The organism is Mycobacterium barrassiae (genome assembly GCF_025822765.1).
GTDB lineage: Bacteria > Actinomycetota > Actinomycetes > Mycobacteriales > Mycobacteriaceae > Mycobacterium > Mycobacterium barrassiae.
In genome coordinates this window covers 615,852-628,983 of record NZ_JACKUK010000016.1, presented here as the reverse complement: position 1 = coordinate 628,983, position 13,132 = coordinate 615,852, and the positions used below count along the sequence as shown (strand labels likewise).

Here is a 13,132-nt window from a genome sequence, read left to right as displayed (position 1 = left end):
AAAGGTCCGCCGCGGGTACACCTTGCGCGTGCGGATCGCCTACCACGAGCAGCTCGAACAACTCCGGGCACATCTGGCCGAGATGTGCGGGCTCGCCGCGACCGCCATGGAGCGCGCCAGCCGCGCACTGCTCGACGCCGACCTGGCGCTGGCCGAGCAGGTCATCACGGAGCACGAACAGATCTCCGACATGGCCGGCCGGGCCGAGGCTGTCGCGCTGCGCCTACTCGCCCTACAATAACCCGTCGCCGGTGACCTGAGGTCGATCGTCGGCGCCATCCATATCGGGGCCGACATCGAGCGGATGGGCGCGCTCGCAGTCCATGTCGCGAGAATCTCCCGGCTGCGCCATCCCGACTGTGCGCTGCCCGCCGACGTCCGCGCCAGCTTCGCCGAAATGGGCGCGCGGGCAGTGCAACTGGCCAACACCGCACGGGAGGTGCTGGTGTCGGGTGATCACAGTAAGGCCGCCCGTCTACGCGATGAGGACGACGCCGTGGACACCGAGCACCGGCGGCTGTTCACGCTGCTGATGGACCACAAGTGGCAGGACGGCGTCTGCTCGGCGGTCGACGTCGCACTGCTCGGGCGCTATTACGAACGATTCGCCGATCACGCCGTCGAAATCGGCAGGCGAGTCGTGTTCGAGGAGACCGGCGGCCTGCCCTTATCCAAACAGATGGTGTAGCGCCGATACCGGCTAGCGGTACCCACACTTTCCTGTCTGCCGTGCGGCTGGATGGCTGCCAGCGTTGATGACCCACGACGTCGTACAGGCGACCCTTCTTGGCAAGCTGCTGGGAAACACCTGGCAGTGGGCATTTATTCCAACTGCTAAGGGGCTGACCATGGCTGATCAGAAGACCGTTCACGACGTGACGTACGACCTCCTCCGGACCTTGGGCCTGACAACGGTCTTCGGTAACCCGGGCTCCACCGAGCAGTCGTTCCTGCGGGATTTCCCGGACGACTTCACCTATGTGCTTGCGTTGCAGGAGGCGTCGGCCCTGGCGATGGCCGACGGCTTCGCGCAGACGACGGGCCGGCCGGCGCTGGTGAATCTGCATACCGCGGCGGGCACCGGCAATGCGATGGGCAGCCTGATCGCGTCCTTCCGGGCCAACACCCCGCTGATCATCACTGCGGGGCAGCAGGCCCGCGAGATGTCGATCACCGATCCGTACCTGAACAATCCGCGCGCGACCGAGCTGCCGCAGCCGTGGGTGAAGTGGTCGTATGAGCCCGCTCGCGCCGAGGATGTGCCCGCGGCGTTCATGCAGGCCTACGCGGTGGCGATGCAGCCGCCGATGGGCCCGGTCTTCCTGTCGATCCCGCTCGACGACTGGGACAAGCCCGCGTTGGGCCCCGCCGTCGTGCGCACCGTCAGCGAGCGGGTCGCACCGGATGCCGCCCGGCTGGCCGAGTTCGCCGAGCGCATCAGCGCCGCGAAGCGCCCCATGGTGCTGTTCGGCCCCGAGGTGGACCGGGCCGGAGGCTGGGACGCCGGAATCGCGTTCGCCGAGAAGCTGGGCGCACCCGTGTACGGCAGTGCCCTGGGTGATCGCGTCTCCTTCCCCGAGACTCATCCGCTGTATGCCGGGGTGATGCCGATGACGATCGCCGAGGTCGAGCAGACGGTGCACGGCCACGATCTCGTCGTGGTGGTCGGTGCCCAGGTGTTCCGGTACTACCCCTACGTCGCGGGCGAGTACCTGCCTGAGGGCACCGAACTGCTGCAGATCACGTCCGACACCCACCTGTCGGCGGTCGCACCGGTGGGCGACAGCCTGACCGGTGACGTCACCACGGCGCTGACGCAGTTGACCGAACTGATCGAGGTGCCCGCCGACCGCGAGCGTCCCGCACCGTTGGTGCGCGACCTTCACTCGGACCTGCCCGCGCAGGCGCCGATGACGTCCAACGCGGTCTACGAGGTGATCAGCACGGTCAAGCCGGACGACGCTTCGGTTGTCATGGAGTCGACGTCGACGATGGTCGATCTGTTCAACTGGCTGCCGACGACCCACTCGCAGGGCTTCTTCGCCACTCCGAGCGGCGGCATCGGCTGGGGCGTGCCCGCCGCAGTGGGCATCGCGCTGGGCGACCGGGCCCGCGGCGTCAAGCGCACCATCGTGGCGACGATCGGTGACGGTTCCTTCGAGTACTCGATCCAGGCGATCTGGACCGCGGCTCAGCACAAGCTGCCGATCGTGTTCGTGGTGCTGCGCAACGGTGAGTACGCGATTCTCAAATCGTTTGCGCTGCTGGAGAAGACACCGAACGTGCCAGGTCTTCAGCTGCCCGGCCTCGACATCACCTCGCTGGCAACCGGATTCGGGTGCCGTGCGGTGGAGGTCGACAGCTCCGACATGCTGGCCCAGGAGTTCACGACTGCGCTGAACGCTGACGGTCCGACCGTCATCGTCGTCCCCACCATCCCTCAACTGCCGCACCTCGGCTGAGATACAGGAGTAGGCGGATGCCCATCTATACCTGCACCACTGCCAAGGGGACGTTGCGACCCGAGGACAAGGCGGAACTCGCCGCGGAGGTGACCCGGATCCATTCCACGGTCAACCACGTGCCGAGCACCTACATCAATGTGGTGTTCAACGAGTTGCCGACCGAAGACGTCTACACCGCCGGCCGTCCGGCCCGCCCGTTGATCATCAACGGGTGGGTCCGGAGCGGACATCCCGACGACGAGACCAGTCGTCTGGTCACCGAAGTCGCCGAGGCGGCAACGCGGGTGACCGGGATCCCGGCCGAGCGGGTGCTCGTCGTGATCGGTAACAGCCCGGCGCGGTTCGCCATCGAGGGCGGCCGGGTGCTGCCGGATCCGGGCCAGGAGCAAGCCTGGCTCGCCGGAAAGGTCTGACAACTCAAAGTGGCCTGCGCCGCAGCGGCTCCCGGCCGGGGGGCTGCTGCGGCTCAGGCAGCAGGGGCCGTCGAGGGTGGATCGCCACCGTCGACGGCTCATCTGTGTTGAGCTTCAGATCCGACCCGGCGTGCCGGATCGTCAGACCGTGGTGTGGTCCGTCGCGGACGGTGTAGGTGACGTTCTCGTGGTTGACATCCACCGTGAGCCGGAAGTCGCGCCACCGCAATCGAAATCGCAGCCGGGTGATGCCGGTCGGCAGCTGCGGGTCGAGCGACAGCACGCCGTCGTCGTCGCGCAGCCCGCCGAAGCCGGCCACCAGCGCCGTCCAGGCGCCCGCCAGCGACGCCATGTGTAGACCATCGCGGGTGTTGTGGTGCAGATCGCGCAGATCGATGAGCGCCGCCTCATACGCGTAGTCGTGTGCGAGTTCGAGATGGCCGACATCGGCACACATCACCGCCTGCGTACATGCCGACAGCGACGAGTCGCGCGTGGTGCGGCGCTCGTAGTAGTCGACGTTGCGGGCCTTCTGTTCCGGCGTGAACGCGTGACTCTGCCAATGCATGGCCAACACGAGATCCGCCTGTTTGAGCACCTGTGCCGGATACAGCCGCACATACGGCTCGTGCAACAGCAGGGGATAGGAGGTGTTGGATGTGAAGTCCCACTCCCGAAGGGTCGTGAATCCCTCACACTGCGGGTGGATTCCGAGTTCGTCGTCGAACGGGATATGCGCGTCGTCGGCCGCGGTGCGCCAGTCGGCCATCTCCGCGGCGGTGACACCCAACTCGTCTGCCCGGTCGGGATGGCGCAGGCACGCTTCCGCCGCCGTCCGAAGGTTGTGCGCCGCCATCAGATTGGTGAACAGGTTGTCCCGCACGATCGCGGTGTACTCGTCCGGTCCGGTCACTCCGTCGAGGTGCCAAACCCCGTGCCTGTCATGATGTCCCAGCGACAGCCACAACCGTGCGGTTTCGACGAGGACCTCGAGTCCGCACTCAGCCTCGAGTGACTCGTCTCCCGTGACGATGCGGTAGCGCTCGAACGCCATTGCGATGTCAGCGTTCACGTGCCAGCCGGCCGTGCCTGCCGGCCAGTACGCCGAACACTCCTCGCCGCGGATGGTACGCCACGGAAACGCGGCACCCGTCAGGTCGAGTTGGGCGGCCCGCTCCCTGGCGAGGTCCAGCGTCGAGGCCCGCCACCGCAATGCGTCGGCCGCCGCGTGCGGTGCGGTGTAGGTGAGCAGCGGCAGCACATAACCCTCGGTGTCCCAGAAGGCGTGTCCGTCGTAACCGGTGCCGGTCAATCCCTTTCCGGGGATCGCGCGGCGTTCGGCGCGCGCGCTGGCCTGCAAGACATGGAACAGACCGAACCGCACCGCCTGCTGGCTGTCGGGATCGCCCTCGACCTCCACATCGGCGCAGTCCCAGAACTTGTCGAGGTATTCACGCTGCGATTTGAGCAGGCCCTCCCATCCCGTATAGCGCGCGCTGCTGAGCCCTGCGGCGACTTGATCGCGCAGGGCGGGACGGGACCGCAGGCTGGACCACCCGTACGAGAGGTACTTGACGATGCGTAGGCGTTGTCCGGGGCGCAGACCACAGATCACGGTGGTATTCGCCCAGTCCTCTCCCGCACCGGTGCTCACTTCGACGCGTCCGGGTACGTCGACGTCGTGGTCCGTGGCGGCGGCCATGAGAAGCCCACTGGCCCTTGTCCGGTGCAGCAGGATCGCGCCGGTCTCGGAATGTTCGTGCTGCACGGCCTCCAACGGCTTGTCGAGTACGGCGGCCACTCTGGGATCGCGTGAGGAAAGGGGTACCTCTTCGTTGGCGATCAACTGGGATTGCACTGTGACGCGGACGAACTCGTCGAGTGCTTCGACCGTGTACTCGATCGCCGCGACGCTGCGCTGCGCCAGCGACACCAGACGGGTCGACACCAACTTGACCTGCTTGCCCGCCGGGGATCGCCACTGTGTGGTGCGGGTCAGCGTGCCCGCCCGCATATCGAGGACGCGTTCATGTTCGAGAAGGTCGCCGTAGCGCAGATCGAAGGGCTCGTCGTCGACGAGCAGGCGTATCAGCTTGCCGTTGGTGACGTTGACGATCGTCTGGCCGGCTTCCGGATAACCGAAGCCCGCCTCGGCGTACGGCAAGGGGCGAACCTCGTAGAACGAGTTCAGGTAGGTGCCGGGCAACCCGTGCGGTTCACCCTCGTCGAGGTTGCCGCGCATGCCGATGTGACCGTTCGAGAGGGCGAACAGTGACTCGGATTCGTCCAAAAGGTCTAGATCGAGGGAGGTTTCGCGGATATGCCACGGTTCGATGGTGAAGTTGTCTCCAGTGATCATCGCGACATCAATTCTGCGAGATCGGTGACCACCACGTCGGCGCCCTTGCGCCGCAAAGCCTCTGCGTGGCCGACGCGATCGACCCCGACGACGTACCCGAAGTTGCCTGCACGTCCCGCCTCGACGCCTGAGAGCGCGTCCTCGAACACAGCGGCCTCGGCGGGAGTGACGTTCAGCAGCTGCGCGGCGTGCAGAAACGAATCGGGTGCCGGTTTACCCGCGATGTTCTGCTCCCGAATCGTCACTCCATCCACGCGGTGTTGGACGAATTTGTCGAGTCCGGTCAGTTCGAGCACCTCGCGGGTGTTCGCGCTCGATGACACCACCGCGGTGCCGAACCCCGCGTTGACTGCCGCCTCGAGGTAGCGGCGGGAGCCTTCGAAGACCTCGACCCCGTCGGTGTGCAGGGTCTGCTGGAACATCTCGTTCTTGCGGTTCCCGAGGCCGTGAATCGTGCGGGCATCGGTTCCGTCGTCCTGCGCGCCCTCGGGGAGTTCGATGCCCCTGCTGGCGAGAAACGACCGGACCCCGTCCTCCCGTTTCTTGCCGTCGACGTACTTCAGGTAGTCGGCGTCGATGTCGAACGGCAGGAAGGGGGTTCCCGCTCGCTCCGCCTCCGTCTTCAAGAAGTCGTCGAACATCGCCTTCCAGGCCTTTTTGTGGACGCTGGCGGTGTCCGTCAGGACTCCATCGAGGTCGAAAAGGGTGGCACGGATCTGTTCGGGTAGACCGAGCACTGGGTACCTCGCTTTGCTCTCACCGCGATCGTCGGTTCGTGCCTTTACTCCACCATTCCCAATATGCTCCGCGGGCATACTTGGACATGGATGGATCTGACCGGAGTGCGCTGGGACGCGGTCAGTGAGGTCTCGGTGCGGACCACCGCGCGCGGTCCGGCCGAAGAGGACGTCTTCTTCGTCTTCACCTACGACGACGGCACCCGTATCGCGATCGGACTCGGCGACAGCGATCAGCTCCTGCCGCGGCTGCAGGCGATGCCCGGATTCGAAAATGAGGCGTTCATCCGGGCCATGGCCACCAGCGACGATGGCTCGTCGGTGGTCTGGCGGCGCGACTAGACTGGCCGGGTGACAACAGCTTCTCCTCGTCCCGTGTTGGTCGTCGACTTCGGAGCGCAGTACGCGCAGTTGATCGCCCGTCGTGTCCGCGAAGCGCGCGTCTACTCCGAGGTGATCCCGCACACCGCGACCGTAGAGGAGATCAAGGCGCGAGATCCGCAGGCCATCGTGCTGTCGGGTGGCCCGGCGAGCGTCTACGAGGAGGGCGCTCCGCAACTGAACGGCGAGGTGTTTGACCTCGGGGTTCCGGTGTTCGGCATCTGCTACGGCTTTCAGGCGATGGCGCAGGCGCTGGGCGGAACGGTTGCCCGCACCGGCACCAGCGAATTCGGCCGCACCGAGTTGAAAGTGACTGGGGGAGAGCTGCATTCCGACCTGCCCAGCATGCAGCCGGTGTGGATGAGTCACGGTGATGCGGTGACCGTCGCGCCCGACGGCTTCGACGTCGTGGCCACCAGCTCCGGTGCGCCCGTCGCGGCGTTCGAGAACCGGGCCAAGCGATTGGCGGGCGTGCAGTACCACCCCGAGGTGATGCACACCCCGCACGGGCAGCAGATCCTCAGCCGCTTCCTGCACGAATTTGCCGGTATCGACTCGACGTGGACACCGGCGAACATTGCCGACGCGCTTGTCGAGCAGGTGCGCGAGCAGATCGGCGATGGGCGTGCGATCTGCGGGCTGTCGGGCGGGGTGGACTCCGCGGTGGCTGCGGCGCTGGTGCAGCGGGCCATCGGCGACAGGCTGACGTGCGTGTTCGTCGACCACGGTTTGCTGAGGGCCGGCGAGCGGGCACAGGTGCAACGCGATTTCGTCGCCGCCACCGGCGCCAATCTGGTGACCGTCGACGTCGCCGACCGTTTTCTGGAGGCGCTTTCCGGGGTGACCGATCCGGAGGGCAAGCGCAAGATCATCGGTAGGCAGTTCATCCGTGCCTTCGAGGGTGCGGTCCGAGATATTGTGGGCGACAGCGGTTCTGAGGTCGACTTCCTGGTGCAGGGCACGCTGTATCCCGACGTGGTGGAGTCCGGCGGCGGCTCCGGAACCGCGAACATCAAGAGCCACCACAACGTTGGCGGCCTGCCTGACGATCTGAAGTTCAAACTCGTCGAACCGCTTCGACTGCTGTTCAAGGACGAAGTGCGCGCGGTGGGTCGCGAACTCGGCCTACCCGAGGAAATCGTTGCGCGCCAACCCTTCCCGGGCCCGGGCCTGGGCATCCGGATCGTCGGCGAGGTGACCGCTGCGCGATTGGAGACGTTGCGGCGTGCCGACGCGATCGCGCGGGAGGAACTGACCGCTGCCGGCCTGGACAACCAGATCTGGCAGTGCCCCGTCGTGCTGCTCGCCGGAATACGTTCGGTGGGGGTGCAGGGCGATGGCCGCACCTATGGTCATCCGATCGTGCTGCGCCCGGTGTCCAGTGAGGATGCGATGACCGCGGACTGGACGCGGGTGCCCTACGAGGTGCTGGAGCGTATCTCCACGCGCATCACCAACGAGGTCCGCGAGGTCAACCGCGTGGTGCTGGACATCACCAGCAAGCCGCCGGGCACCATCGAATGGGAATGAGCTGACCAGCTCCTGATCGCTTGACGGTTGTCGGTGCCCCGGTGTTTACTCGGGGCATCGAACATACATTCGAACATCGAATGATTCTGGTGATGCAGGAGGTGCTGCTGTGACAGCTGCCGTGAGCCTGGATCAGCGCCGCCCAAACCGCGCTGAACAGCTGGAACACCTGCGTCGCAAGATGGCGGCAGTATCGGGAAAAGTGGGTGTCGGGCGCCGCGGGGCAGTGCCTGCCGGTGAGCGTCTTTCGGACTCGGAAAGTTTGCTGCCGATACCCGAAGAGCTGGGCGATGCCTCCCTCGCGCCGTTGCCGCGCGGGACGGTCGCGGTCTTGTCGGGTGCCCGGTCGCTGCCGTTGCGCATGGTGGCGGCGGTGACAGCGGAGGGTGGGCATGCCGCGATCGTCGGCCACCCCGAGGCCGGTCTCCTGGCCGCCGTGGAGATGGGGGCGGATCTGAGCAGGATCGCGGTCATCCCCGACCCCGGAAGCGATCCGGTCGAGGTGGCCGCGGTCCTGATGGACGGCATGGACATGGTGGTGCTCGGGCTGGGTGGGCGTTCGGTGCCCGCCACCCGCGCGCGGGCGGTCGTTGCCCGGGCGCGGCAGAAGGGCTGCACCCTGCTGGTCACCAACGGGGACTGGCAGGGTGCGTCCGCCCGGCTGGACGCCAGGGTCTGCGGTTATGAGATCACCGGACACGCTCGGCCGGGGTTCGGTCGAATCGGCAAGGTGCAGCTGACCTACTCGGTCAGCGGCCGGGCCGGGCTGACGACGGTTGCGCAGTGAGCGGGCTGCGGTGTCGTCTTCGTCGTCGCGCGTATTGGCCATCTGGTGCATGGACTGGCCCGCGGTCGCCGCCGCGGCGGCGGCTGGTCTGACACCCACGGCTCCGGTCGCGGTGACGTTGGCCAACCGGGTCATCGCCTGTTCGGCGTCGGCCCGTGCGGTGGGTGTCCGACGGGGGTTGCGCCGACGGGAATCGCAGGCCAGGTGCCCGGATCTGCATGTCGTCGCCGCCGATCCGGCCCGCGATGCCCGGCATTTCGAGGATGTGACGGCCGCGGTGGACGACTTGGTGCCGCGGGCCGAGGTCTTGCGGCCAGGCCTGCTGGTGCTGCCGGTGCGCGGGGCGGCCCGTTACTTCGGCTCCGAGCAGGTTGCCGCCGAGCGGCTGGTCGACGCCGTGGCCGCGGCGGGAGCCGAATGCCAGGTGGGCATCGCCGACCAACTCCCCACCGCCGTCTTCGCTGCGCGGGCGGGACGGATCATCGAGCCCGGCTGCGATGCGCAGTTCCTGTCGACGTTGTCCATCCGGCAGTTGGCCGCCGAGCCGAGTCTGGCTGCGCCCGGGCGGGAGGACTTGGCAGACCTGCTGTGGCGCATGGGAATCCGCACCATCGGACAGTTCGCAGCCCTGTCTCGCAGCGATGTGGCCTCGCGGTTCGGCGCCGACGCGGTGGCCGCGCACCGGTTCGCCCGTGGTGAGTCCGCCCGGGGTCCGTCGGGCCGCGAGCCTGAGCCCGAACTCGACGCGGTCATGGACTGCGACCCGCCGATCGACCGGGTGGATGCCGCTGCGTTCGCCGGTCGCTCGCTGGCCGGCGCACTGCACCGCACGCTGCAGGCGTCCGGGGTGGGGTGCACCCGACTGGCCATCCACGCCATCACCGCCAATGGTGAAGAGTTGGAACGGGTTTGGCGTTGCGCGGAACCGCTGACCGAGGATGCCACCGCCGACAGGGTGCGCTGGCAGTTGGATGGCTGGCTGAACAGACGCAACCGGGACGATCGGCCGTCCGCGCCGGTCACTGTGATCCGGCTGCGTCCGGTGGAACTGGTTTCGGCCGAGGCGTTGCAGCTGCCGTTGTGGGGAGGCATTGGCGAGGAGGACCGGCTGCGGGCTCGTCGCGCGCTGGTTCGGGTGCAGGGCCTGCTCGGGCCCGAGGCCGTACAGGTGCCGATGCTCAGCGGTGGTCGCGGACCTGCCGAACGCATCACCTTCACCCCGCTGGGTGACGAGCAGGTGCCGCGCGCCGATCCTTCTCAGCCATGGCCGGGCCAACTGCCCGAGCCATCGCCGACGGTGCTGCTCGATGATCCGGTCGAACTGTTCGACGCGGGTGGGAACCCGGTGCGGGTGACCGGTCGCGGACTGTTCTCCGCGGACCCGTCGCGTCTGGTGGCGCCGGGCTCCACCGATTCGCGCCTGGCCTGGTGGGCCGGGCCGTGGCCGGTCGACGAACGATGGTGGGACCCCGAACAAGCCAAGGTCGGCCGAACGGCCAGGGCGCAGGTGCTCGTCGATGGGAAGCCGGGACGGGCGCTGCTGCTGTGCTACCGGCAGAGGAGGTGGTACCTCGAGGGGATCTATGAATAGGAGCGACCAAACGGGGTACGCGCGTATGACATGACCGCTCAGCCCCCAGATCCCGACCCGGCGCAAACATCGGGTCTCGAACCCGGCGGTGGTGTCGCGCCGGGATCCACGCCACCGGATTCGGCGCAGACCTCCGGCCTCTCGGCCCGACAGCCGCGCGCCACCCGAAAGTTCACGCCGACGGTCGTCGTGAGCCTCATCGCGCTCGCCGTCTTCATCCTGTTGTTCGCCGCGACCGTGCTGGTGCTCGTCGACTAATCGGGCGATCTTGGCGTCTACGAATTGCGGCACCAGACGCTGACGCGCGTGTAAAAATTTGTCCGCCCGTGAGGAGGACAAGTTGACCGACATCATCGACCAGACCAAGACATGGCGCTTGCTCGAGAAGCGGATCACCACGACGACCAACCCGCGTCACCTGCTCATGTTGAATCGAGTGCTGCAGCATGCCATCGGTGAGGCGAAACCGGATCTCGATCAGGTCATGTCGACGCTGTGCCCGAATCCGCGCTACATCGCCTGGGGCGCACCCGAGGACTTCAGTCCGGTGGGGACGCAAGCGGTCAGGAACTTCTACGAAGAAACCATCGTCCATGGCGGTCAGTTCTGCCTGGAGCTGGACATGGACCGGATCGTCGTCGACGACGAAACCGTAGTCACCGAAGGCAATTTCCGTTCGCTCTACTACGGTGCTGACGCGCTCAAAAGAGGCTTTCCCGCCGATGATCCGACGGCCTTCTACATCCTGAAATTACGCATGCTGATCCTCTGGCCGTTCGACGAAAAGGGCTACATCAAAGGCGAAGAGACATACTCCGCCATCGCGACGCCGGACTTTTTAACCAAGATCGACGAATCTGAGGTGCCGCAGGAATTCCGCGACTACATCGCGGCACGCATAGATTAATTGTGCACAATTGAATTGTGGGCTATAGTTCTGCTATGGCCATGATGCGCTTGGATCGACACCTCTGCTTCGCTCTGTATTCGGCGTCGCGGGCGATGACGGCGGCGTACCGGCCCCTGCTGTCCGAGCTGAACCTCACCTATCCGCAGTACCTGGTGCTGCTCGTGCTCTGGGAGGAAGGGCGCGTATCCGTCGGCAGGTTGGGTGAGCGACTCCAACTCGACTCCGGCACGCTTTCCCCGCTGTTGAAGCGCCTGGAGGCCAACGGATTTGTCCGCCGCGAAAGGTCGCAGGCTGACGAGCGTCTCGTCGAGGTGACCCTCACGCCCGCCGGGCGACGACTCGAACGCAAGGCCCAGTGCATCCCGGAAGAATTGTTCGCCGCGACGGGTTTGTCAGAGCAAGAGGCCGCAGATCTGCAAGAGGCGGTCATGAACCTCACCGATGCGCTCAAAGCATCACTAGGAAAGGAAATCCATGAAGACCGTCTACACCGCTGAGGCATTGGCGACCGGCGAGGGACGCGACGGCCACGGCCGCACCTCCGACGGCAAGCTCGATCTCGACCTTGCCATCCCCAAGGAAATGGGCGGCAGTGGCAACGGCACCAACCCCGAGCAGCTGTTCGCGGTCGGATACGCCGCGTGCTACCACTCCGCGCTCCGGCTTGTCGGGCGCCAGGACAAGGCGGATGTGTCGGATTCGTCTGTTGGAGCCCGGGTTTCGCTTGGACAGCTCGACACCGGCGGGTTCGGTCTTGCCGTCGAGCTGGAGGTCACGTTGCCCAATCTCGAACACGATGCCGCGCAGCAGCTCGCCGACAAGGCGCATCAGGTGTGCCCGTACTCGAACGCCACCCGCGGGAACATCGACGTCAAGATCGTCGTGACCGACGACTGAGCGTCGGCGTCAGCTCAGGCGTCGGGCAAAGGCGCCCACTCGGGCGATGAAGCGGTCGAAGAACGCCTTCGGATCGACGCCAACACCGATGAGCGCGTTGGGTTCCCGGCCCCAGCGGTTGCTCCAGTCCGCGATCGTCATACCCCGGGTCAATGTGCCGGTCAGCTCGACGTCGATCGTGGTTGGCCGGCACATGACCAGGTCGGGGTCCAGCGCCACCGCAGCGGCCAGTGGGTCGTGCAGATGCGCCAGGTAGCCCTCGTCCTGGTCGAAATGGAACTCGAAGTAGAACCGCATCGCGTCCTCGAGCACCGCGATCAGGGGATTGGACGCGACCGACCTTGTGCCGCGGTCGTCCAACACGCTCATCGGAATCGACGAGGATTCAGCTGTCGTCGCGAGGCGGTTCAACAGCGCCGGCGTCATGGCGATGTTCTCGGTCAGATTCAGGCCCAGCACGATCGGAAGGTGGGTCGGTGCTGACGACCCCCACGCCGAACCCCAGGCGGCGAAGACCTCTGCCGCCGCCTCGGGGTCCACGCTGATGTTCCACTCCGCGACGGGCGTGGTGTTGCCGCGGTAGTCGAAGGCGCCGCCCATGATCACGAGGCGGCGCAACAACGTGGGCAGCGCCGGTTCCCGCCGTAGTGCCAGTGTCAGATTGGTCAGCGGGCCGGTGGCCACCCCGATCAACTCTCCCGGATAGGCCTGCGCGGCAAGCGCCCACGCCTCCGCGGCATCGTATGTGGTGAGTTTCCGGTCGGTCGCAGGCAGCCGCGCGTAGCCGATGCCCTCGGGTCCGTGGGTGTCTTCGGCGGTACGTAAGGGTGCAGAGATCGGCTGCTCGGATCCTTTGGACACCGGGATGTCCACGCCGCAGAGTTTCAACAGGCCCAGGTTGTTTCGGCAGACCTGTTGTACGGGAACGTTTCCTGCGGTCGATGCGATCGCGACAACGTCGGCGTCGTCACTGCCAAACAGATAGACCAACGCCATCGCGTCGTCGACGCCGGTATCGACGTCGACGAACACAGGCAGCGTCACGCCTGAAACGATAGGGCC

The 13,132-nt window shown here is 66.3% G+C and carries 13 protein-coding genes and 1 pseudogene; 11 read left to right on the top strand and 3 right to left on the bottom strand.

Going from position 1 to position 13,132, the window contains the following annotated elements:
- Positions 1–28: 28 nt before the first annotated feature.
- From phoU to H7J93_RS08895, 3 genes and pseudogenes are all read left to right on the top strand, one after another.
- Positions 29–688: pseudogene (phoU, locus tag H7J93_RS08905) on the top strand (phosphate signaling complex protein PhoU).
- A 160-nt stretch (positions 689–848) separates the two neighbouring features.
- Positions 849–2,462, top strand: coding sequence for a benzoylformate decarboxylase (mdlC, locus tag H7J93_RS08900; RefSeq protein ID WP_267305897.1), 1,614 nt, complete (start codon positions 849–851; stop codon positions 2,460–2,462).
- Positions 2,463–2,479: 17 nt separating this feature from the next.
- Complete coding sequence (locus H7J93_RS08895) at positions 2,480–2,878, top strand: tautomerase family protein (protein WP_264073071.1); 399 nt, start codon at positions 2,480–2,482, stop codon at positions 2,876–2,878.
- Between the two features lie 4 nt (positions 2,879–2,882).
- On the opposite strand, the gene H7J93_RS08890 is transcribed toward H7J93_RS08895, so the two are convergent.
- Both H7J93_RS08890 and H7J93_RS08885 read right to left on the bottom strand, forming a co-directional pair.
- Positions 2,883–5,237, bottom strand: a complete 2,355-nt coding sequence (locus H7J93_RS08890) for a glycoside hydrolase family 65 protein (protein WP_267305896.1) — start codon at positions 5,235–5,237, stop codon at positions 2,883–2,885.
- Positions 5,234–5,974, bottom strand: coding sequence for a beta-phosphoglucomutase family hydrolase (locus H7J93_RS08885; RefSeq protein WP_267305895.1), 741 nt, complete (start codon positions 5,972–5,974; stop codon positions 5,234–5,236). The genes H7J93_RS08890 and H7J93_RS08885 overlap by 4 nt, the downstream gene beginning before the upstream one ends.
- A 90-nt stretch (positions 5,975–6,064) precedes the next feature.
- Between H7J93_RS08885 and H7J93_RS08880 the strand changes: the two genes are divergently transcribed.
- The 8 genes from H7J93_RS08880 to H7J93_RS08845 all read left to right on the top strand — a co-directional run bounded on the left by H7J93_RS08880 (position 6,065) and on the right by H7J93_RS08845 (position 12,070).
- A complete protein-coding gene (locus tag H7J93_RS08880) occupies positions 6,065–6,316 on the top strand; it encodes a hypothetical protein (protein WP_267305894.1) in 252 nt (83 codons plus the stop codon).
- 9 nt (positions 6,317–6,325) lie between these two features.
- Positions 6,326–7,885: a glutamine-hydrolyzing GMP synthase gene (gene guaA, locus H7J93_RS08875; protein ID WP_267305893.1), complete on the top strand. Its 1,560-nt coding sequence runs from the start codon at positions 6,326–6,328 to the stop codon at positions 7,883–7,885.
- A gap of 109 nt (positions 7,886–7,994) precedes the next feature.
- A complete protein-coding gene (imuA', locus tag H7J93_RS08870; protein ID WP_267305892.1) occupies positions 7,995–8,672 on the top strand; it encodes a DnaE2-dependent mutagenesis accessory factor ImuA' in 678 nt (225 codons plus the stop codon).
- Between the two features lie 49 nt (positions 8,673–8,721).
- Positions 8,722–10,263: a DNA polymerase Y family protein gene (locus H7J93_RS08865; protein ID WP_267305891.1), complete on the top strand. Its 1,542-nt coding sequence runs from the start codon at positions 8,722–8,724 to the stop codon at positions 10,261–10,263.
- A gap of 30 nt (positions 10,264–10,293) precedes the next feature.
- The gene (locus H7J93_RS08860; protein WP_267305890.1) at positions 10,294–10,521 is read left to right on the top strand and encodes a DUF6480 family protein; all 228 of its coding nucleotides are present in this window, start codon (positions 10,294–10,296) and stop codon (positions 10,519–10,521) included.
- An 82-nt stretch (positions 10,522–10,603) separates the two neighbouring features.
- Positions 10,604–11,170: a nuclear transport factor 2 family protein gene (locus H7J93_RS08855; RefSeq protein ID WP_267305889.1), complete on the top strand. Its 567-nt coding sequence runs from the start codon at positions 10,604–10,606 to the stop codon at positions 11,168–11,170.
- 35 nt (positions 11,171–11,205) lie between these two features.
- Positions 11,206–11,670, top strand: a complete 465-nt coding sequence (locus H7J93_RS08850; RefSeq protein WP_267305888.1) for a MarR family winged helix-turn-helix transcriptional regulator — start codon at positions 11,206–11,208, stop codon at positions 11,668–11,670.
- A complete protein-coding gene (locus tag H7J93_RS08845) occupies positions 11,648–12,070 on the top strand; it encodes an organic hydroperoxide resistance protein (protein ID WP_267305887.1) in 423 nt (140 codons plus the stop codon). Before H7J93_RS08850 ends, H7J93_RS08845 begins: the two co-directional genes overlap by 23 nt.
- Positions 12,071–12,079: 9 nt before the next feature.
- Here H7J93_RS08845 and H7J93_RS08840 read toward each other — a convergent pair whose 3' ends face one another.
- A complete protein-coding gene (locus H7J93_RS08840) occupies positions 12,080–13,114 on the bottom strand; it encodes a nucleoside hydrolase (RefSeq protein ID WP_267305886.1) in 1,035 nt (344 codons plus the stop codon).
- Positions 13,115–13,132: the final 18 nt, after the last annotated feature.